Annotated in this window: 21 protein-coding genes; 6 read left to right on the top strand and 15 right to left on the bottom strand. The window is 41.2% G+C overall.

All coding sequences use genetic code 11. The features are described 5' to 3' along the window. Positions 1-14 precede the first annotated feature (14 nt). From ACYVIL_RS11985 to rpsB, 10 genes are all read right to left on the bottom strand, one after another. Entirely contained in the window at positions 15-530 is a 516-nt protein-coding gene (locus ACYVIL_RS11985; protein WP_303474451.1) for an OmpH/Skp family outer membrane protein, read from the bottom strand. A gap of 79 nt (positions 531-609) precedes the next feature. Further along, positions 610-3,075, bottom strand: coding sequence for an outer membrane protein assembly factor BamA (gene bamA, locus ACYVIL_RS11980; RefSeq protein ID WP_460312579.1), 2,466 nt, complete (start codon positions 3,073-3,075; stop codon positions 610-612). A gap of 62 nt (positions 3,076-3,137) precedes the next feature. Further along, a complete protein-coding gene (gene rseP / locus ACYVIL_RS11975; protein ID WP_460312622.1) occupies positions 3,138-4,484 on the bottom strand; it encodes a sigma E protease regulator RseP in 1,347 nt (448 codons plus the stop codon). After that, positions 4,484-5,665 carry a 1-deoxy-D-xylulose-5-phosphate reductoisomerase gene (ispC, locus tag ACYVIL_RS11970; protein WP_460312578.1) on the bottom strand — a complete coding sequence of 394 codons (1,182 nt, stop codon included), beginning with the start codon at positions 5,663-5,665 and terminating at the stop codon, positions 4,484-4,486. Before ispC ends, rseP begins: the two co-directional genes overlap by 1 nt. After that, the gene (locus ACYVIL_RS11965) at positions 5,665-6,528 is read right to left on the bottom strand and encodes a phosphatidate cytidylyltransferase (RefSeq protein ID WP_303474454.1); all 864 of its coding nucleotides are present in this window, start codon (positions 6,526-6,528) and stop codon (positions 5,665-5,667) included. The genes ispC and ACYVIL_RS11965 overlap by 1 nt, the downstream gene beginning before the upstream one ends. A 31-nt stretch (positions 6,529-6,559) precedes the next feature. Next, on the bottom strand, positions 6,560-7,288 hold the full coding sequence (uppS, locus tag ACYVIL_RS11960) for a polyprenyl diphosphate synthase (RefSeq protein ID WP_303474455.1): 729 nt from the start codon (positions 7,286-7,288) through the stop codon (positions 6,560-6,562). Positions 7,289-7,314: 26 nt separating this feature from the next. Then, the gene (gene frr, locus ACYVIL_RS11955; protein WP_460312621.1) at positions 7,315-7,836 is read right to left on the bottom strand and encodes a ribosome recycling factor; all 522 of its coding nucleotides are present in this window, start codon (positions 7,834-7,836) and stop codon (positions 7,315-7,317) included. Between the two features lie 83 nt (positions 7,837-7,919). Then, positions 7,920-8,663, bottom strand: coding sequence for a UMP kinase (gene pyrH, locus ACYVIL_RS11950; protein WP_303474457.1), 744 nt, complete (start codon positions 8,661-8,663; stop codon positions 7,920-7,922). Positions 8,664-8,807: 144 nt separating this feature from the next. Continuing rightward, complete coding sequence (gene tsf / locus ACYVIL_RS11945; protein ID WP_460312577.1) at positions 8,808-9,680, bottom strand: translation elongation factor Ts; 873 nt, start codon at positions 9,678-9,680, stop codon at positions 8,808-8,810. Between the two features lie 149 nt (positions 9,681-9,829). Next, positions 9,830-10,561, bottom strand: a complete 732-nt coding sequence (gene rpsB / locus ACYVIL_RS11940) for a 30S ribosomal protein S2 (RefSeq protein WP_303474459.1) — start codon at positions 10,559-10,561, stop codon at positions 9,830-9,832. Positions 10,562-10,898: 337 nt separating this feature from the next. On the opposite strand from rpsB, the gene map reads away from it, so the two are divergent. The 3 genes from map (at position 10,899) to dapD (ending at position 15,311) form a co-directional block, all read left to right on the top strand. Then, positions 10,899-11,690, top strand: a complete 792-nt coding sequence (gene map / locus ACYVIL_RS11935; RefSeq protein WP_303474460.1) for a type I methionyl aminopeptidase — start codon at positions 10,899-10,901, stop codon at positions 11,688-11,690. 163 nt (positions 11,691-11,853) lie between these two features. Further along, positions 11,854-14,499 carry a [protein-PII] uridylyltransferase gene (glnD, locus tag ACYVIL_RS11930; RefSeq protein ID WP_460312576.1) on the top strand — a complete coding sequence of 882 codons (2,646 nt, stop codon included), beginning with the start codon at positions 11,854-11,856 and terminating at the stop codon, positions 14,497-14,499. Continuing rightward, entirely contained in the window at positions 14,487-15,311 is an 825-nt protein-coding gene (dapD, locus tag ACYVIL_RS11925; protein ID WP_303474462.1) for a 2,3,4,5-tetrahydropyridine-2,6-dicarboxylate N-succinyltransferase, read from the top strand. The genes glnD and dapD overlap by 13 nt, the downstream gene beginning before the upstream one ends. A 689-nt stretch (positions 15,312-16,000) precedes the next feature. Here the strand turns inward: dapD and ACYVIL_RS11920 are convergent. The 4 genes from ACYVIL_RS11920 to ACYVIL_RS11905 all read right to left on the bottom strand — a co-directional run bounded on the left by ACYVIL_RS11920 (position 16,001) and on the right by ACYVIL_RS11905 (position 18,326). Next, positions 16,001-16,504, bottom strand: coding sequence for an HD domain-containing protein (locus ACYVIL_RS11920; protein ID WP_460312575.1), 504 nt, complete (start codon positions 16,502-16,504; stop codon positions 16,001-16,003). A 265-nt stretch (positions 16,505-16,769) separates the two neighbouring features. Then, a complete protein-coding gene (locus ACYVIL_RS11915) occupies positions 16,770-17,219 on the bottom strand; it encodes a flavodoxin domain-containing protein (RefSeq protein ID WP_303477180.1) in 450 nt (149 codons plus the stop codon). Positions 17,220-17,241: 22 nt separating this feature from the next. Next, a complete protein-coding gene (gene truC, locus ACYVIL_RS11910) occupies positions 17,242-17,997 on the bottom strand; it encodes a tRNA pseudouridine(65) synthase TruC (RefSeq protein WP_303477184.1) in 756 nt (251 codons plus the stop codon). A 2-nt stretch (positions 17,998-17,999) separates the two neighbouring features. Further along, entirely contained in the window at positions 18,000-18,326 is a 327-nt protein-coding gene (locus ACYVIL_RS11905; protein ID WP_460312574.1) for a YqcC family protein, read from the bottom strand. A gap of 139 nt (positions 18,327-18,465) precedes the next feature. On the opposite strand from ACYVIL_RS11905, the gene ACYVIL_RS11900 reads away from it, so the two are divergent. Next, a complete protein-coding gene (locus tag ACYVIL_RS11900) occupies positions 18,466-19,503 on the top strand; it encodes a DUF3549 family protein (RefSeq protein ID WP_460312573.1) in 1,038 nt (345 codons plus the stop codon). Positions 19,504-19,512: 9 nt separating this feature from the next. Next, positions 19,513-19,824: a DUF3301 domain-containing protein gene (locus ACYVIL_RS11895; RefSeq protein ID WP_303477190.1), complete on the top strand. Its 312-nt coding sequence runs from the start codon at positions 19,513-19,515 to the stop codon at positions 19,822-19,824. A 78-nt stretch (positions 19,825-19,902) separates the two neighbouring features. Here ACYVIL_RS11895 and ACYVIL_RS11890 read toward each other — a convergent pair whose 3' ends face one another. After that, positions 19,903-20,850: a LysR family transcriptional regulator gene (locus ACYVIL_RS11890; RefSeq protein WP_460312572.1), complete on the bottom strand. Its 948-nt coding sequence runs from the start codon at positions 20,848-20,850 to the stop codon at positions 19,903-19,905. Between the two features lie 105 nt (positions 20,851-20,955). On the opposite strand from ACYVIL_RS11890, the gene ACYVIL_RS11885 reads away from it, so the two are divergent. Then, entirely contained in the window at positions 20,956-22,182 is a 1,227-nt protein-coding gene (locus ACYVIL_RS11885) for an acyl-CoA dehydrogenase family protein (RefSeq protein WP_460312571.1), read from the top strand. Positions 22,183-22,184 lie beyond the last annotated feature (2 nt).

The following is a 22,184-nucleotide window of genomic DNA, read 5'->3' as shown; positions in this document are numbered from 1 at the left end:
ACAGGCTCCGGTGGTTATTTCATTTGACTAACTTTTTTCAATACTTTTTCTGAGATATCGTATTGAGGAGTAGCAAAAACAACCGCTTGTCTGTCTAAAACCATATCAATTTTCTCTTCAGTGACAACCGCTTGAATAGCTTGCTGAAGAATAGTCACGATTTTAGTGTTTTCTTCTTGTCTACGTTTTTGTAATTTTTCCTGCAATGGTTTTGCTAATGCTTCAAATTCAGTATTAGCAGCTTGTAAACGCTCCTGCTCCGCTTTAATTTGCGCTTCGCTCATTGTAGGTGCGTTTTTCTTAAGTGTTTCTAGGTCAGTCGCTATTTTCTGACGCATAGCATCGACCTTTGAACCTTCGTCTTTAAATTCAATTTGTAATGCTTGCTGACTAGCAATTGCTTGCGGCATTTGCTGAATAACCGCTTCACGACTCACAACTGCAATTTTCTGTTCTGCGTAAGCAACTGAACTTAATAAAGCACTACTGAAAAGTGCAGTAACAACTAAGGTTTTAAATATTTGTTTCAAGGGAAACTCCTTCCTGGTTTAAATTATGTTCTTAGCTCAAGCTAAGTATATGATTAATAATCTTTGATTAAAGTCGTGTTTAAAATGTTTGTCCAATATTGAAAGAGAAGAATTTAACGTCATCTCCAACACGTTCTTGTAGAGCTCTTGAGAAGCTAAACACCATTGGTCCCATCGGTGAAAGCCATTGTACAGAAACTCCATAAGAAGCTCTATAGCGAGTCCAATCACTGTAATCGGCTACAGGGTCTTCACTAATCTGGTCTAAATCGCGATACAAGCTATAGTCGAACTCAGTATCCCACACATTACCGGCATCAATGAATAGACTTGAGCGTACTGAATTATCGAACTCTTCGCCCACAAAGGGAGTAGGTACAATTAACTCTACGCCACCGAGTAACATAGCATTACCACCTAAGGAGCGAGAAGAAACAGCAACTTGGTCGGATTCAGGACCTAACAAGATAGTTTCTCCGTCGGGACCGACAATACTGGTTGGAGATAATTGCACGCCACGTGGTCCTACGGTGTTATTTTCGAAGCCACGTAATGTATCGCTACCACCGGCGGTGAAGTTCTGAGTAAATGGTAGTATTTGTTCAATCCCATTTGTTTCACCATAGCCGTTACCGTAGCCCGCACGCAGTCGAGTCAGTACAGACCAACGTTGGTCACGACTAAGAGGGAAATAGAACTTAGTATCAAATATCGATTTGAAATAATTGACGTCAGAATTAGGGGTAGTAATACTAAAAGATGCACTTTGTGACGAACCTGCCGTTGGGAATATCCCTCGGTTTAAGGTACTACGTGTCCAAGATACTGATGCTAAAAAGCTTGAGTAATCAATAGGAGCATCTGGATCATCTTCATTTACGAATTGATTGTAGAAACGATCAGTCTGTTCATAGTTACTGCGTCGAGACAGCTCGACATCACTAAAGCTTAGACCAAAGTTAATTCGGTTAAATTCGTTGATTGGGTAACCTGCATTTACACCAATACTGTATTGTTTACTGTTGTATTGAACGAGGTTTGCACTACCCGCATCAAACTCACTGTATGAAATACTGCCACCTAAACTGATTCCATCAATGGTGAAATAAGGGTCAGTATAGGATAGCTGAATACTCTTTTGATAGGATACCGTACTCACATTAAATGCTATTCGTTTACCCGTACCTAGGAAGTTATCCTGTTGAATACCCGCTTGTAAGCTCAGTTTTGTTCTATCACCGTACCCTACACCCGCGTTAAACGAACCTGACGGTTGCTCTTTAACTTTATAGACGACGTCGACTTTATCATCTTCACCTGGTAAACGGACGGTTTCGAAGTCCACTTCTTCCATATAGGTCAAGCGTGATAAGTTGTTCTTAGATGACTCCAATGAACTATTAGACAACCAAGTCCCTTCCATCTGACTCACAGATTGACGCAGCACTTCATCGGCTGTCACAGTGTTTCCTTCAAAGGTAATGCGGTTCACGTAAATCCGCTTACCAGGATCCACCGATAAGGTTAATTTAACAGTTTTGTCTACATCATTAATTTCTGGAATGGTGGTGACTGTAGGATAAGCATATCCAAAACGACCTAGGTACTTACTGAAGAATTCTTCAGTATAAGTAACCTCTGCTTGGTTGTATAACTCACCAGCTGTTAGCGGCAAAACGGCGCGCATGTATTCTTCGTTGCCTAGCAAGTCACCGATTAGGTCTACTTCTGAGATGGTATATTGCTCACCTTCAGAGATATTCATTGTTACATAAATACCATCTTTTTCTGGGGTCATAGAAACTTGAGTTGAATCCACTTGATAACGCAAATATCCGCGGTCTAAATAGTAGCTTCTCAAGGTTTCCATATCGCCAGATAGCGTTTGTTTTTGATAACGAGTTTCAGATAAGAAATCCCACCATGGCGTATCAAACTTCAATTCCATCTGTCTAAGTAACTCTGCATCAGAGAAGACTTCATTACCCACAATATTAATTTGTTGAATTTTTGCCGAGTCACCTTCTTCAAACAACAGCTTCAAATCAACGCGGTTACGGGGCAATGGCGTGACAATGGCACTTACGTCAGCATTATATTTACCAATACTGTAGAAAAAGTCTTTCAAACCATTTTCGATACCGGTCAAAACGGTTTTATCTAAAGGCTCACCAACTCGAATGTTGTTACCATCCAAGCTTTCTTGTAGCTGCTCATCTTTAATATCGTCGTTGCCGTCAAAGATAATATTACTAATCGTGGGGCGCTCTTTCACTTTAACAACCAAAGTGGTGCCGTCACGAAGAATTTCGATGCTTTCAAAGTGAGTAGATGAATACAGGCTACGAATTAACTGCGCCGAGCGGAAACTGTTCATGGTATCGCCGACTTGCACCGGCAAATAGGTCAGTGCAGCCCCCAAAGCAACCCTTTGTAAACCTTCTACTTTGATGTCGGATACGACAAACTCTTGGTCTGTAGCAGCAAATGCAAAGCTAGCACTGGACCATATTAATCCGGCTACAACTAACTGTTTAAACTTCATTTATTAATATTCTTCCTAAGCACTCATAGCCTACTTCGGCAATGTAGTTTGTGTCATCCACACTATAAACGCGCAATGTCATTATAAAACGCTACTGTCATTAACAGTAACAAGATGATCCCGCCAATTTTAAATCCGACTTCTTGCACAGATTCTGGAACCGGTCGCCCAGTTAAAAGCTCTATAAAATAATAGAGTAAGTGCCCACCATCAAGCACTGGAAGAGGGAAAAGGTTAATAATTCCCAAATTCACACTAATAAGCGCTAAAAAGCTTAAAAATGCGACAATTCCAGCACTCGCTGTCATCCCTGCGCCCTGCGCAATCGATATTGGGCCACTTAAACTTTTTACCGATACATCGCCAGTAAAAAGCTTACCAATCATGTCGAAACTTAAGGTTATAAGTCGCCAGGTTTCACTTATTCCTTCAGATAAACCTTCAACTGGACCGTATTGTTTGTGAAATAAATACTCTTCAGGATAAGGTTCTAAATAGGTGACTACACCTAATAGACCCGTATCAGGATCGTCTGGCTTCACGCCAATAGTCGCGGCTACCTGTTGTTCAATGCCATTTCTATCGATAGTGATAGTAACATTTTGTTTCGGGTGCTGCTCAATCAGCTCAACTATTTGTTCCCAATTTGCCACAGTAGTTCCATTAAACTTGAGAATAATGTCATTCACCTGCAAACCAGCCTGTGCTGCCGGTGAAGATTCACTCACTAGCGCAAGCTGTTTGGTTGGGTTAGTTCGAAATGGAGCAAAGCCTAAGCTTGCCATGGGTGACGTGGTTTCAGGGTCAAATTGCCACCCCGTTAAATCAAGATCCAGTGCTTTGTTGTAACCGTCTTTAGTTGTTACTTGGACTTGCGTATGAGAATCACCAATTAGACGCATAACTTCATAGTTAACGGCTTGCCAATCTTTAGTTTCATGGCCAGATATGTGGGTAATCTGATCCCGTTCCTCAAAACCAGCTTGGGCAGCAATTGAGTTGGCCTCTACATTTCCAACAATAGGTTTAACCGCTTGTTCGCCTATCAACAGCATCAAATAAAGGGCAAAAATTGCGAATAAGAAATTCACCATAGGACCGGCAGCTACAATGGCAATGCGCTTGAGAACATGTTGGCGATTAAATGCGTAAGGCAAATCAGCATCGCTGACCTGCTCAACCCGCTCATCAAGCATTTTTACATAGCCACCCAAAGGAATAGCCGCAATAACGTACTCAGTACCGAGTTTATCAGTGCGTTTCCACAACGCTTTACCAAAACCTATGGAGAAGCGTTCAACTTTCACCCCACAACGACGTGCAACCCAAAAATGTCCCCATTCATGGACAGCAACGAGTATTCCTAGGGCAACCACAAATGCGGACAGGTTACGAACAAACTCGAAAATCACACTAAACTTCCTATAAACTGTTTTGCAAGGATCCTAACTTCTTTATCTACAGCTAAAATTCCTTCGATATCGTGTAGCGGCTGGCTTTCGATGCGCTGCAACATTTCTTCGTTAACCTGGGCAATTTGAGAAAAGCCAATTTGCTCTGATAAAAAGGCGTCCACAGCCACCTCATTGGCAGCATTGAGTGCTGTTGTAGCATGTTGTCCCGCGTCGCACGCATCAATGGCTAGCTTCAAATTTGGATAACGCTGAAAGTCTGGCACCTGAAAACTAAAATCCGCTAAAGCAGAAAAATCTAACGGTTTCACGCCTGCATTAATACGCTCCGGAAAGGCTAAACAATGGGCAATGGGGGTTTTCATGTCCGGATTCCCCATCTGCGCCAGTACCGAGCCATCGGCATATTGCACCATAGAATGAATAATACTCTGGGGATGCAATACAATTTGAATATCTGCCCCGTTTAAGCCAAACAACCATTTCGCTTCGATGAATTCTAAACCTTTGTTCATCATGGTGGCTGAATCAACGGAAATTTTGCGTCCCATATCCCAATTAGGATGAGCACATGCCTGGTCTGGAGTAATATCCTTAAAGCTGTCTAAAGGACGATTTAGAAATGGTCCACCAGAACCGGTTAACAATATTTTGGCAATCCCTGAAGCAGCCAAATCACCATATTGAAAGTCTTGTGGTAGACATTGAAAAATAGCATTGTGCTCACTGTCGATGGGTAAAAGTTGCGCGCCGGTTTTATTTACTTCCTGGATGAAGATATCACCACACATAACCAGTGCTTCTTTATTCGCCAACATCACCTTTTTACCCGACTTCACTGCCGATAAAGTAGGTAATAACCCGGCAGCACCTACGATTGCAGCCATAACACTGTCAACCTTAGGATCCGATGCGACTTGACACAAACCTTCTTCGCCTAGCAACAATTCACAGTTTAGATTTGCATGTTTAACGGCCTGTTGAGCCGAAGCGTAAGAGGCTAAATCTGAAATGACTAAATAGTCAGGCTCAAATCTAGTGGCTTGAGAAATAAGCTTGTTAACATTGGAGTGAGCAGTTAACGCAACCACGTTGAACTGTTCTGGATGCAGTTGAATAACATCTAACGTGCTTTGTCCTATGGATCCTGTGGCACCTAAAATCGCAATATTTTGCATTAAGCCATCCACATCACGTAACAATAAGCAAATACTGGAAATGCAGCAGTGAGACTATCAATTCTATCTAGAATACCACCATGACCAGGCAGTATCTTGCCGCTGTCCTTAATACCCGCACAGCGTTTAAACATACTTTCGTTTAAATCGCCCAATGCAGAAACCCCGACAGTTAAACCGCCAATCAAAACATGCATCCAGATTCTACCTGGATCTACCTGATAGTGCAGAGCAGCAAAGGCAATAATTGCAGTAGAAGCAGCGATACCTCCAGCCAAACCTTCGAGGGTTTTTCCTGGAGACACATTAGGTCGCAATTTGTGACGTCCGAATTTTACACCAACAAAAAAAGCACCGATATCTGCCGCCCAAACAATACCTAGCACATAAAAGATTAGCGACACACCGTAAAAGGGGTCGATATCGTACATATGAGAACGGAGGGAGACAACAGACACAAAAGTAGGGATAAGTGTAAACACACCAAATAAACAACGTATCGCTTTACTCGTTCGCCATATCGCTGAAAAGCGTGGATAAGCAATAATCATAAGAAGTGAAACAAACCACCATATTGCAGCCACACCTAAAATATAGACGTACAGACTGTTTAACGCCCCTTGGTACCAAATAAAATCAGTGGGTACCCAGTAAACTAAGAAAAGGCAGCAAAAGAGGATAAAAAACGCATAAATTGCTTTTTGAAGCCTAGGCTTAATACTCGACATATTAGCCCATTCATAACCACCTAACCCTACTACCAGAGCAATAAATAACTCAAAACCAAGTAGGGGTAGAAATAAAATACAAATTATCGCCAGAGGAGCTAAAATAACTGCTGTGATTATTCGCTGTTTTAACATAATTAGCCTTTGAGCTTAGGTGAATACATTGTCATTTAGTTTCCACCTGCTCTCCTGTCATACCAAATCGTCTTTGACGCTCAGAATAATCATTAACTGCAAGCTGAAATGCTTGCTCATCAAAATCTGGCCAAAGGGTATCAGTAAAATAAAGTTCAGCGTATGCACATTGCCACATCAAAAAATTACTGATCCTATGTTCTCCACCAGTGCGAATGAGCAAATCAAGTTCCGCTTGGTCGGCTAAAGCCATAAACTGATTAAAATCGGCTTCATTAGCGCTGTCGATACTCAAACCTTTTTCTACGGCTTGTTTAGCAAATGATTTAGCGGCATTCAGAATGTCCCAACGCCCACCGTAATTGGCAGCAACATTAAGGGTTAATGCGCGATTGTTTTCCGTCAGTTTTTCGGCTTTTTTAATTTTTTCAACAAGTTTACTATCGAAGCGAGATCTGTCACCAATGACCTTTAAGCGAACATCATTTTTATTCAACTTCTTGGCTTCGCTATTTAGTACAAAATTGAACAAATCCATTAAAACCCCCACTTCTTCTGCGGGACGGTTCCAATTTTCACTGCTAAATGCAAATAAGGTAAGTGACTCAATGCCATTTTGACGAGCAAAGCGAACAGCAGACCGCACAGACTCAACACCAGCTTTGTGCCCGAAGGTGCGGATCTTACCCTTCTTTTTTGCCCAACGGCCGTTGCCATCCATAATAATGGCAACATGTTTGGGGATATTTAGATTACTCATAAGGTAATAGGAATCAACCGTAAAGGTTAAATTTCCATCAACTCTTTTTCTTTATCTTGCAAAGCGCTATCGATAGTTTTTACAAATTCGTCGGTTAATTTTTGAATTAACTCTTCGCCTTTACGGCCTTCATCTTCGCTCAGCTCTTTTTCTTTTACCAACTCTTTTAGATCAGCGTTGGCATCGCGGCGAATATTACGCACGGCAATACGTGCTTGTTCAGCTTCGTTTCTAACCACTTTAATTAGGTCTTTACGACGTTCTTCTGTTAGTGGCGGTAATGGAATGCGAATAGCAGCACCTGAACTCATTGGATTTAAACCAAGGTCAGATTGCATAATCGCTTTTTCAACTGCCGCCGCGGCACTTTTATCAAATACCGTTAACGCTAGTGTTCTTGCATCTTCAGCAAAGATATTGGCTAACTGCTTAAGGGGTGTATCAGCGCCATAATATGGCACCATAATACTATCTAAAAGCGCTGGATGAGCGCGACCAGTTCTAATTTTACTTAATTGGCTCTTCAGTGCACTGATGCTTTTTTCCATGCGTTGTTTTGCATCATCATGAATGTCATTTATCACTGCAATCTCCCTAATTCTTATTATACTAATCGTTTTTAAAATCGTTGTTATTGATTGTCTGTGCCTTGATGGGAAATTGTTGTCCCTTCATCTTCGCCTAAAACAACACGGCGTAATACGCCAGGTTTGTTCATATTGTAAACACGAATTGGCAAGCTATGATCCCGCGCCAAAGTAAAGGCTGCTAAGTCCATAACTTTAAGTTCTTTTTCGAGAACTTCTTGGTAACTTACGTTTTTAAGTAATACCGCTTCTGGATTGGTGACCGGGTCATCATTGTATACGCCATCCACTTTAGTACCTTTAAGTACTGCATCAGCTTCTATTTCAATACCGCGTAAGCAGGCTGCTGAGTCTGTGGTAAAAAATGGGTTACCTGTGCCCGCAGAAAAAATCACTACCCGTCCAGATTTCAAAAGGCTAATTGCCTCAGTCCAATTGTATGCATCACACACACCGTTGAGGGGAATCGCTGACATCAAACGTGCATTCACAAATGCGCGATGTAGCGCATCTCGCATGGCTAAACCGTTCATTACAGTGGCCAACATGCCCATGTGGTCTCCCACAACTCGATTCATTCCAGCTTTCGCTAACCCTTCACCGCGAAATAAATTTCCGCCACCAATGACTAATCCTACTTGCACGCCCATTTCAACTAATTCTTTGATTTCTTGGGCCATTCTATCTAGAACTTTGGCGTCGATACCGAATCCTTCGTCACCCATCAGGGCTTCACCACTTAACTTTAGCAGAATTCTTCGATATGCAGATTTTGGTGCAATACTCATTTATTGGCTATTCCTTAGTTAATTGGATAAGGGGCTCAAACCCGCTAAATTTATCCGCGTAAATAGTACATATAAAAAGGCACCTCGTATTGAGGTGCCGATAGTTTATATGACATTGGCTTTTCGCAAAAGCGAAAGGCTCAATTATTTCTTTGCGGCTTCCATTTGCGCTGCTACTTCAGCTGCAAAATCTTCTTCTTTCTTCTCGATACCTTCACCAACTTCGAAACGAACGAAATTGATAACGTCAGCTCCTTTAGCTTTCAAAAGTTGACCAACAGTGTTTGAAGGATCTTTAACGAAAGGCTGACCAGTCAAGCTAACTTCGCCAGTGAATTTCTTCATGCGACCGATAACCATTTTTTCAGCGATTTCAGCAGGCTTGCCTGATTGCATAGCGATTTCAAGTTGAATTTCTTTCTCTTTCGCTACAACTTCTGCAGGTACATCTTCAGGCTTAACAAACTGAGGACTAGCCGCGGCAATATGCATCGCAATGTCTTTTGCCAAATTTTCGTCACCGCCATTCAAAATAGCGATTACACCAATACGACCGCCGTGCACGTATGCACCAAGGTTGTCACCTTCAACAGAGATAACGCGACGAGGAGAGATGTTTTCACCGATTTTTGCAACTAGTGTGTCACGGGCATCAGAAACAGTCACGCCATCGATTTTGCTATTGTTAAGCGTATCCATGTCGTTGATTTTATTTGCAGAAGCAACATCAACCAATTTGTTAGCAAAGGCTAAGAAACCATCATCGCGAGCAACGAAGTCAGTTTCACTGTTAATTTCCATCATAGTTGCTACACCATTAGCAACTTTAGTCATAATCACGCCTTCTGCTGCAATACGGCCAGCTTTTTTAGCGGCTTTTGCTTGACCAGATTTACGCATATTTTCAATTGCTAGCTCGACATCACCGTCGGTTTCTACCAATGCTTTTTTACAATCCAACATGCCTGCGCCGGTGCGCTCGCGAAGTTCTTTTACTAGGGCTGCTGTCACTGCCATTTTGGTTTCCTCAGCATATATAAATGGTTCTTAACTTAAGAAACAGGGGCCGTAAATAATTACCGCCCCTGATGAGATGTTCGTCATTTTAATGTACTTACGTCACAGAAAGATGACAGGGTCACGACAACTAAGCCGTGCCTTTTTAATTACTCAGCTGCTTCAACGAAATCGTCTTGCTCAGCTTGTACTTCAAGGTTTTGTTCACGGCCTTGGCTTACAGCATCAGCTGCTGCATTCAAGTACAATTGAACAGCACGAATTGCATCGTCGTTACCAGGAATGATGTAATCAACACCATCTGGGTTAGAGTTGGTATCAACTACTGAAATAACTGGGATACCCAAGTTACGTGCTTCAGTAATTGCAATGTGCTCGTGATCTGCATCAACAACGAATAAACAGTCTGGAAGACCGCCCATGTCTTTGATACCACCTAAGCTACTTTCTAGCTTAGTCATTTCACGTTGAAGCATAAGTACTTCTTTTTTGGTCAACTTTTCGAAAGTGCCGTCTTGAGACTGTTGCTCTAGCTCTTTCAAACGCTTGATTGATTGACGAACTGTTTTCCAGTTAGTCAACATTCCACCTAACCAACGCTTGTTAACGTAGAATTGGTCACATTTCTGTGCTGCTTCTTTAACTGCATCGCTAGCTGCGCGCTTAGTACCGACGAAAAGAACTTTACCTTTTTTAGCAGAAACACCGCTTATGTAGTTCAATGCTTCATTGAACAAAGGTACTGTTTTTTCTAGGTTAATGATATGAACTTTGTTACGAGCGCCAAAGATGAAAGGTTTCATTTTTGGGTTCCAGTAACGAGTCTGGTGACCGAAGTGCACGCCCGCTTGGAGCATGTCACGCATTGATACGTTTGCCATTATTAATTTCCTCAAATTGGGGTTAGGCCTCCATACATCCCATCTATCGATCCGTTCAGGCGGCAAACCCGAAGCGGACACCCCGACAAATGTGTCGATGTATGTGTGTTATTAGTTAATTTCGCATTCATCCAGAGCACTAAAATAATGCTATTGAATTTGCGGTGCGCTTTATACCATGCTCCCCTCATCCACGCAAGTAAAAAGCGTTAATTAGCCCATGCAAATCACCTCAAATAAACTAAATACCCATTTCTTTCACTCGTCTATACATTTTTGAGCTGAAAAGATACAATTCAGCCCATTATTGCAATCAGTTATTTTTTAGGACGCAAAATTGACAATCACGATTAAAACACCAGATGAAATTGAAAAGATGCGTGTCGCAGGCAGACTAGCCGCAGACGTATTACAAATGATTGGCCCTCACGTTAAAAAGGGCGTGACCACCGATGAACTCAATCAAATCTGTCATGATTATATTGTCAATGAGCAACAGTGTATCCCCGCACCGTTAAATTACGGGCATCCTCCTTTCCCTAAATCTATTTGTACCTCAGTTAACCATGTGATTTGTCATGGTATTCCTTCTGATAAAAAGCTAAAAGATGGTGATACCATTAATATTGATGTCACTGTTATTAAAGATGGTTATCACGGTGACACCTCAAAAATGTTTGTCGTAGGTAAACCAAGTATTTTGGCTGAGCGATTAATTAGAGTCACCCAAGAATGCTTGTATAAAGGCATTGAACTCGTCAAACCCGGTGCCCGCCTTGGAGATATTGGACATGTGATTCAGCAACATGCAGAAAGCCATAATTACTCGATCGTTCGCGAGTATTGTGGCCATGGCATCGGTGCGAATTTTCATGAAGAACCCCAAGTAGTTCATTATGGTCGGCCTAATACCGGCGTTGAGTTGCTAGAAGGAATGTGTTTAACCATTGAACCTATGGTTAATGCCGGTAAACGTTATTCAAAAATCCTTCCTGATCAATGGACAGTGGTCACCAAAGATCGCAGTTTAAGTGCACAATGGGAACATACCTTATTAGTGACGAAAAACGGCGTCGAAATTCTCACTCTGCGAGACGATGAAACCATTGATAGAGTGATAAGTCATTAATTCAGAGTATTTTTTTACTTATTATGAATGATTATGACTAACGTAAATTAGTTATTTGCTATACAACTTCGGTTAACGGACACTTTGCATTACAGAGTGAGATTTTTAGTCTGTTTATATTTGGCGTACGGTCGTCTTATTCTAGCTTTTAGAGGTACTAACATTGTCATTAGATCAGCTCATTGAAAATATTCAGAAAATAACTGATATAAATGACATTAGCAGTTTTAAAAAGTGCGTAAGTGATAGCGTAGAATGGTTAACTCAGGAGTTCACTAAAGTTCCGGTTGACCAATTAGTTCACGAAAGAGCTGTTTTCATCGATGCTTTGCTTTTACGCGCTTGGAAATTAGTTGATTTAGACAATCAAAAAGGCTTGGCTTTAGTTGCTGTGGGCGGTTACGGTAGAGGTCAACTTCAGCCTCACTCTGACGTGGATCTGTTGATTCTCAGCGATAAAACTATCAATGCTAAGTTGCAGGAAAAAATTAGCACTTTTATTACGTTCCTGTGGGATATTAAGTTAGATGTGGGTCAGTCAGTACGCACGATTAAAGAAACCTTTAATTTAGCCAAAGGCGACACAACTATCGCCACTAACTTAGTTGAATCAAGGTTATTGATAGGCAGTGAATCTAGCTTTGACACCCTGCAGAAAAAAATAAAAGGTAAAGGCTATTGGTCCAGTAAAGATTTTTTCACCGCCAAGTATGAAGAGCAAAAAGAACGCCATAAAAAATTCAACGATACCTCCTATAATCTCGAACCAAATGTAAAGGAAAACCCTGGCTGTTTGCGGGATATTCAATCTATTGGTTGGGTTGCAAAGCAACACTTTAATGTTTGGAATGGCCACGAATTAGTTGAACACGGTTATTTTACAGAACGAGAATGGGCAGAATTGATTGAATCTCGCTCTCACCTTTGGCAAATACGATTTGCCCTGCATTTAATATCTGGACGTAGTGAAAATCGATTATTGTTTGATTACCAAACTGATGTTGCTGAACGACTAGGCTATGGTGAAGGAAAGCAAGCAGTTGAAAGAATGATGAAGTCATTTTTTCGAACCGTTCGCCGAGTGTCTGAGCTTAATGGCATGTTGCTGCAATATTTCAAACAGGATATTCTCGAGTTAAAAGTTAAAAACCATCAGATAATTGATGACAAATTTGAATTGTTAGATGGCTTAATCAGCCCTCTTCAAGACGACGTTTTTACCACGCCAAAAGATATACTTTCATTTTTGCTACTCATAGCCAACACACCAGATTGCACCGGATTGCATTCCAGCTGTTTGCGTCAACTTCGCAATGCACGCCGAAAACTCAATGGCCAGTATTATTGTGAAATCCCCGAGTGTCGTAAGTTGTTTATGCAGCTTATGCGTCATCCTAATTTCTTTGGATTAGGATGGGATTTAATGCATAAGCACGGAATTCTTCAAGCGTATTTACCGCAATGGGACAACATTGTAGGTATGATGCAATTTGACCTATTTCATGCTTATACGGTGGATGAGCATACTCACAGACTAGTAAAACATGTATATAGTTATCACAGTGAAGAAAATAGAGATTTCCCCCGCTGCAAAAAGATTGTAAGAGAAACGGATAAGCCGGAATTATTATATTTGGCCGCTATTTTCCATGATATTGGAAAAGGTAGAAACGGCGATCATTCAGTATTGGGTGCAGCAGATGTCGTTACGTTTTGCCAGTCCCATGGCATCGATGGTGATGATGCGGAATTAATTCGTTGGTTGGTAGAGAACCATCTTCTCATGTCTGTGGTTGCTCAACGCAGAGACATCTATGATCCCGAAATTATTGGTGAATTCGCTCGCGCAGTGAAAAGTCAAAATCATTTAAAACATCTATATGCCTTAACTTTAGCGGATATTCGAGCCACCAATAATAACCTCTGGAATGATTGGAAAGCGTCCTTAATCAGAGAATTGTATTTATTGACCCAAAAGGCATTAGATAATGGCCTTCAGTGCGGCATTACCTTGCTAGAAAGAGTGAATAAGCATCAAATAGAAGCCAGAGAGATGCTGAATGAGCAAGGCATTACTGCTGCACAAATAGACCAATTTTGGCATCGGTTAAATAATGATTACTTTGCTAGATTCAGTCCTAAGCAATTGGCATGGCACACAAAAGAAGTGGCGAAAGCAGAAAGCAAAGATGAAAATACCATCACCATTGCGTTAAACGATACAACCGCTAAAGCTGGCACAGAGTTATTAGTTTACGGTAAAAATCGCCCTGCATTATTTGCACAAATAGCGTCGGTTTTAGATAGTCGAAACTGTTCCATTCACGATGCGCAGATAACAATTACCGAAGATGGTTATGTTTTCGATAGTTTTATTTTATTAGAACAAGATGGCTCTCGCATATCCTCCCCAAGTCGTTTAAAAAGCTTGGTTGAAGCAATAGAAGACCAACTTGCTAAACCGGGTAGAGATCATAACAACAGGCGCAAAATGTCACGTCGAATGAAACAATTAGACGTAGCCACTAAAGTTCGTTTCTATCAGAGTAACAGTGATGTCACTATGGTAGAGCTCGAAGCATTAGATGCCCCTGGTTTACTTGCCAAAGTAGGCCATTTATTTGTCGAGTTAAACCTAACCTTACATATGGCAAAAATTTCGACCATTGGTGAGCGTGCAGAAGATTTGTTTATTATTGCTAATGAACAAGATAACGCCCTCACCACTGAGCAACAAGTTCAACTTAAAAAACGATTAACCCAATTATTAGATCAACCCCCAACTAGCGGTGAAGCATGTCAGAGTTAAAAAACCAAATAGAAGCAGCTTTTGAAAATAGAGCATCAATTACAGCCGCGTCAGTAGATGACGCAACTAAGCAAGCGGTCATTAGCGCCATAGATTTATTGAACTCTGGTGAAGCCAGAGTAGCAGAAAAAATAGCCGGAGAATGGGTTGTTCACCAGTGGCTTAAAAAAGCAGTGCTGTTGTATTTTCGCATCAATGATAACGACGTTATGGAAGGCGCAGAAAGCCGCTTTTTTGATAAAGTACCATTGAAATACACAGACTACACAAAAGCACAATTTGAAGCTGAAGGTGTGCGTATCGTGCCCCCCGCAGCGGTGAGAACCGGCTCATTTGTGGGCAAAAATGTAGTGGTCATGCCTTCTTACGTTAACATAGGCGCTTTTGTTGATGAAGGCACTATGGTAGACACATGGGCAACTGTAGGCTCTTGTGCACAAATTGGTAAAAATGTGCATTTATCTGGCGGTGTTGGAATCGGTGGTGTTCTAGAACCATTGCAAGCGAATCCGACCATTATTGAAGACAATTGCTTTATCGGCGCACGGTCTGAAATTGTAGAAGGTGTAGTTGTTGAAGAAGGCAGTGTTATTTCAATGGGTGTATACATCGGTCAAAGTACAAGAATCTATGACCGCGAAACGGGCGAAGTGCACTATGGTCGTGTTCCTGCAGGCTCAGTAGTTGTTTCTGGCAGCCTGCCTAGCAAAGATGGTAAATATAGCCTCTATGCTGCGGTTATCGTGAAAAAAGTTGATGCGCAAACACGCTCTAAAGTAGGTATCAACGCACTTCTACGCGCTGCAGAATAGTCTTTCCTATACCATTCATTGCTAATTAAAAAAGCACATAACAACCCTGTAAAATAATCCATTTTACAGGGTTGTTTTTATTCACACATCATATTTCTTCAACATGGACAGCCATGTTTAAACAATTACATGGACACCCATGTTTAGCTGTTGGTATCAAATTACATGGACACCCATGTTTAGCTGTTGCTATTAACGGAACAATTACATGGACACCCATAATTACATGGAAAATGGAACAATTACATGGACAATCAATTACATGGACACCCATGTTTATTTGTTGGTATTAACCTCAATATAAAACTGAGCCAGTAGGTCAATTGAATTCTGGTCCATTTGTATCAAACTAAGTGTCCTTTGAGAGGCGGCGATTTGGGACGGATTTTAATAGACAGCCACATTTGGCTAGATAAATAGTGACAATTACATGGACACCCACGTTTAGCTGTTGGTATCAACCTCCAATTACATCGAACAATTACATGGACACCCATGTTTATTTGTTGGTATTAACCTCAATATAAAACTGAGCCAGTAGGTCAATTGAATTCTGGTCCATTTGTATCTAACTAAGTGTCCTTTGAGAGGCGGCGATTTGGGACGGATTTTAATAGACAGCCACATTTGGCTAGATAAATAGTGATCATTAGCTGGGAAGAGGTAATTGAATATCTGAGGTATTCGCTTTAGTTAGGCGTTGTTATCAGTTTGTCTAGTTCTTGCCACAATTCATCACACAGCCCTTGACGGTAAGCTGATGCGCGAAATACATCGTGCTCTCGACAGTACATGATAAACATTTTGGTGTTCTGATCTTTAATGCTGTTTTTTACATTTGATAGGCGGTCACACACTTTTACGATTAACGCCAGTTCCGTTACGCCAGTCACATTTGCCATTTTTTGGTAGGTTTTCTTTTTTCGCTCCCGACGTGTTTCGCCTTTTTCGTCTGTAACAACGGCTACACAATCTGCAATTAATTTTCCAAACTGCGCTTCAATATCTTCAATAGTGACAGACGTATCTTCCACCACATCGTGAAGATAAGCGATGATTTCAGCGTCCTCTCCAAATGCTTTTGCTTTGGCAGCGACATCATCTAAATGATAAGAATAGGGATGCTTTCCATACCGTTGATTACCATGGGATTTCACAGCAAATTCCCTAGCTTTAACTTGTTCGTAGGTCATTAATAAATTCTCCAGTTAAAGTTAGATATGCAAACTGCGCCGCTTTAGCGATTTCGATATATTATTGTTTATTCAGTTAAATAGTGTTGAAATTTAGTATAAAGCTATTTCACTTTAGAAATATAGCCATATTGAGAAGTAAAATTTTTGTAAGGGCGAATTTGTTTAACAGATGAAAAGGTAAAGAAGCAGTCTCACAAGTTAAAATAAGTTGCTTCGTTACCTATATGTATTTATTGCCAAATGACACTTGGAACGACGAGTTTTAAGCCGTTAGTTTAGGCAAAAGACTTTCTACCCATGGCACAACTTCCGCTTCCGGCTCTAAAGTCTCCATCACATCAACAATCAACAAATCCGCAACCGCTTGCCCTTGCAGTTCAACAAGCACTTCAAATATTTGTTTGCCTGCCCCACAAAAACTATCACTGTAACTGCTATCTCCAAGCCCTACTACCGCAAAGGGTTTTTGCTCCATCAATGGCATAGTATCTTTCAAATCCATGATTAAAAATTCTAAATTTGGCGGTAAATCGCCTTGGCCGGTTGTAGAACTGATAAAAAGAACCGACTTGGTTTCTTTAAAATTATCTAAGGTACCATCAATAAAAAGTTCTACGCTGTGTCCCTTTTCGGCAATCATTTCCTCCACTTGCTCTGCAACGTGCTGAGCGTTACCGTATACAGAACCCACAAAAATTCCCACATCTACCATCGTAAAACGTTCCTCAGATTGATTAACTGGCGCTTAGACCAGTTAGTTGTTGTAGTTGATTGAGGTCTAGGCCCCATTGTTCAATTAACCCTGCCATTCTTATATCAAATTGACAGCAAATTTTCAGCGAATTTTGTGTAATTGGATGAGTAAAGGTCATTTCACTGCAGGTCAAACCCAAACCAACAAAAGCATATTGCTGCCGTATAAACGCATTTTGTTTACCGTCGCCATGGGAAGTGTCGCCCACAATAGGATGCCGTATATGAGCCATATGTCTTCGTAACTGGTGTTTACGTCCCGTCAAAGGATGCAATTTAACAAGGGAATAGCGAGCAGTTTGATAACGCCCTACAGCGAAGGGTAATTCAAACTGCTGGATACATTCATACTCCGTCACGGCATCTTGTGCTGGTTTATCTTGGCGTGCTTTTTTGTCAGCTATTTTGTCCAATTTTTCTTTTAGCGGATAATCAATGCTGCCGCGATCAGGACAATAGCCACGCACAATTGCAAAGTAAGTTTTAGCAATGTGCTTGTTGCTGAATTGCTCAGTTAGTGATCGGGCAACCTCAGAAGATAAAGCAAACAGCAACACGCCTGAAGTGGGTTTATCAAGACGGTGAACGGGAAAAACATGTTGCCCTAGCTGATCGCGCAGAATTTGCATAGCAAACTGTGTTTCGTGACGGTCAATCATACTCCGATGAACGAGTAGACCCGCAGGTTTATCGATAGCCACTAGATATTCATCTTGATATAAAATGGTTAGTGTCATAATTACAGCTGACCTACATTGAATAATAAATCTATTTTATTTATCGCGTTAACTACCAAAGGATAATCTTCTTGTTTCAGCGTATTTTGTACCACGGGAGAAATGGCCAATGCGTTTGGCAACATCTGCCCCCTATTAATTAATTCTTTCATTTTGGGAATAAACACAAACTGCAGCCACTGTTCGATTCTAAGTGTGTCAATGGCGAAAGGTAACTCACTTTTCAATGCATCTGGAGAAGGTTGCCTAGCCGACCACAATTGCTCACTGCGCATTACGACTTCCAAATCGATTAGTCGGTTTAATAATTCATTATGGGAGATTGTCATTAGCTAGTATTTAATATTACCTTAAACGAGATTCTTATGAGACCCTTATTTATGCGTGATTTCTTTTTAATAGCCATACAAAAAGATATACTCTGCCACTTCACATTTAGCACTTTCAACATATTACCTTAAACTGATTATGAGCAAGCACGAAATTTCTTCTATTAGTGAATTTTTACTTCACGCAGGTACTGATTATCGCGTGTTCGATATGGGAAGAACCATTCGAGAAGTTCCAAGCCAGCGGTTTTTAGAACAAGAAAACGGCCAAATTAAACCGCCTTTCACACGGGCGCAGCACGCTTGGTTTGGCATCGTATTTTGGGATAAAACTCGCTCCGAACAACAATATATTTGGTTTGTAAAGCTCCCCACCGATGAAAATGGGTTAATTGTTTCAGCCTGCCGCAATCACTTTTTACAGATAATTGTTGATGCATTAGGTGCTGAATTAGAAAACGCCGATAAAAAAAATGGTCAGCTACCAGATAACCCTTACTCATTTATTCCTAATCAAAATCAAATCGCTGATTTCAATAGCAAAAGTAGAAGGGTTTTATCCTTAGGCAAATCCCAGTATTTTGACGCTGCAAAAGCCTATGTAAACTCACCTATGGTAATTGATTGGCAGAGTATCGCACTGCAAGGTTTAAGCGACGTGGTGTCAGACTTAGACTCACCAGAAATACAAAACAGTATTGGTCGCCATTTTCCTCAGTTCCCTGAACAAGTGCAGTATCAGTTACTCATCAGTATGGAAAATTACCCCTTACCTGACACTTGTGTGCACACCATTTTATCGTGGATGAACCAACATTCAGAAGATGAAGTTAAATGGCAACATGGTCTGCGTTCTCTATCTCAGACGGCTGATTCAGACAAGGTGTTGGCACTACTTACCCAGACCTTGGAAAGTAACCTGTCGAATAGACACAATATATTGGTGATTATTTCAGGCCGCCTGTGGCACTACCTGAAAACACCGGAACTGTTACTTAAGTTTTTTGAAAAAGTAGCTGAAGCGGATGCCAATTTCGACTTATTCTTGGGAATTTTTCAAGATTTAGTGCAACTACCAGATTTACGAGAACAGGTATTAGCCATGTTACGCAACCCAAGTAAATCTGACACATTATCTGCCGCCGTTGGCCATTTATTTAAAGCCCATAAAAGCTAGGACTAATGAATGAATTTTAATCTCACCGATATATTGGTCCTTTTTATTATTGCTGCAATTGTATTTCAGTTTTGGCGAATACGTGGAATATCAGAGCAAGCTAAAGCGTATTTAGATAAGTACTGCGAAACGAATGGCCTGCAATTAATTAGCATTGCCCGCAGTAAAACCAAAGTAATATTTCACAAAGCCAAGCTCGATTGGTACACCGAGTTTTCGTTTGAATTTTCCAGCACGGGTGAAGAACGATATTTAGGTTTACTGAAAATGCGCGGTATCAACATAGATGGAGTCGAACTACCTGCTTATAGAATAAGTTAAGTCATCTGCCTTATTCTTCATTCATTTATAATTGGAAGGTTTTGTAGAGATACCTTCAAGTTATTCTTAGCTCGGCATTTAAGTTTGTTGTTGATGATTATCTACCATTATCTTGTGTAGTGCTTGTCGAAACCAACTTAGCGCTGAATCTTGTTCCGTGTTTTGATGCCAATACATATGAGTAGATATAGGTGGCATATCGAAAGGAAGCGTCACAGTCACTAAATCGTCATCCACCAATTGAGCTCCGAAAGAGCTAGGTAAGGTAAGTAAAAACGGCGAACCTTTTAAAATTTCTTTTGCCGCATAGTAGTTTTGACAACGAACCGATACGGTGCGGGTAAACCCTTGCTGATGTAGCATAAAATCTTCTAACACCGCCCCCGTGGGACGATGGGAAACGCTAATATGTTGCGCCTTAAAATACTGCTCATGTGTAATGGGCAGTTTTGCACAGCCCGCATTTTTCAGTAAAAAGTGAGATCTGTCCATTAAAACAATAAATTTATCGTTGCGAACATTTTCATGGCGGATTGGCGGTTTCAGCGGCAAGGCAATATCAAAAGCTAAATCAAACTGCCCCGAAGTTAATCCCTTAGCCAGCTGATTTCGTTCTACTTTAACACTCGCAAATGTGATATTCGGCGCTTTCTCAAACAGCACTTTGGCGATACTTGGTAAGATGGTTGGTTCAAGGGCATCGTGCATAGCAACACGGAAATGATGTTTGCTCGTTAAGGGATCAAATTCTCCCCACTGTTGCAAAATTTGTCGTAGGCGGCTTAGATTATCAATGATTAACGGTGCCATGCGTTTACAAGCAGGAGTGGGTACCATTTTATTTTGACTGCGCTCGAATAAGGGGTCTTGCAGACAATCCCTTAGTCGCTTTACCGCATGGCTCACCGCAGAAGGAGTGATATTCATCCTCTCTGCGGTTTTAGTCATATTTTGTTCCAGATATAAACTCTCAAATACTTTCAGTAAGTTTAAATCTAGTCGTTGAATTTGTTTTATTTCCGCCACAAAACACCATGAATATTATTCATACAAGCCGTTAAGTATATTTCATTTCATTCAGATAACAACTATGGTTATGCTAGATGTTAAGTTAATTATTCGGAGACCATTATGCATTTCGAACACAGTCAAAAGGCACAAGATTATCTTTCTCAGGTGAAAGCCTTTATGCAAGAGCATGTTTATCCCATAGAGAGCAAAATCTACGCTGAAATGGAAGAAATGAATCCCGCTGGCGATTGGAAGAACTGGAAGCTTCACCCCGAAGTCGAAAAATTAAAGATCAAAGCTCGTGAGCAAGGATTATGGAACCTGTTCTTACCCGACGAAAAGTTAGGCAAAGGACTAAGCTGCATAGAATACGCCCCTTTAGCGGAAGAAATGGGGCGCGTTCCGTTCTCCCCTGAAATTTTTAACTGTAATGCCCCAGACACTGGCAATATGGAAGTACTTTATCATTTTGGTTCTGAAGTCCAAAAACAACAATGGTTAACGCCTTTATTAGCTGGTGAAATCCGCTCTGTTTTTGGTATGACTGAGCCTGAAGTTGCATCTTCGGATGCAACCAATATGGCTGCAACCATAGAGCTGGACGGCGATGAAGTTGTGATTAATGGCAAAAAGTGGTGGAGCACGGGATTAGGTCACCCTAATGCTAAAGTGACTATCTTTATGGGGTTATCTAATCCTGAAAATGAACGACATGCCCAGCACAGCATGGTGTTAGTGCCCCTTGACAGTAAAGGCATCGAAATTAAACGTATGTTAACCGCCTATGGCGACTACGATGCACCTTATGGTCACGGTGAAATGCACTTTACCAATGTTCGCGTACCTAAAGAAAATATCATTATGGGCTTGGGTAAAGGCTTTGCCATTGCCCAAGGTAGACTTGGTCCTGGCCGCATACATCACTGCATGCGTGCAATCGGTATGGCCGAAAAAGCCCTTGAACTAGCAATATTACGTGGACAGGCACGTCAAGCCTTTGGCAAACCTCTGATAAAGTTAGGCGGTAATCAAGAACGCATTGCAGAAGCACGCATGGCAATAGATCAAGCTCGCCTGCTAACGTTAAACGCAGCGTGGAAAATAGATGCAGTAGGAGTAAAGAATGCCATGACAGAAATCTCGGCGATAAAAGTAGTTGTGCCTAGAATGCTGCAAAATGTGGTTGATATGGCTATCCAGTTCCATGGTGGCGCGGGTATGTGCAGTGACTTCCCTCTCGCCCGATTCGCCGCAGGCGCGCGTTCACTGAGGCTTGCAGATGGCCCAGACGAAGTCCATCAGGGTATGGTGACTCGCATAGAGCTGAAAAAGTATGTAAACAAGTAAGC

This window comes from Aliiglaciecola aliphaticivorans (genome assembly GCF_054782055.1).
The sequence above is the reverse complement of the archived record's forward strand: the minus strand, read 5'-3'. Positions and strand labels throughout refer to the sequence as shown.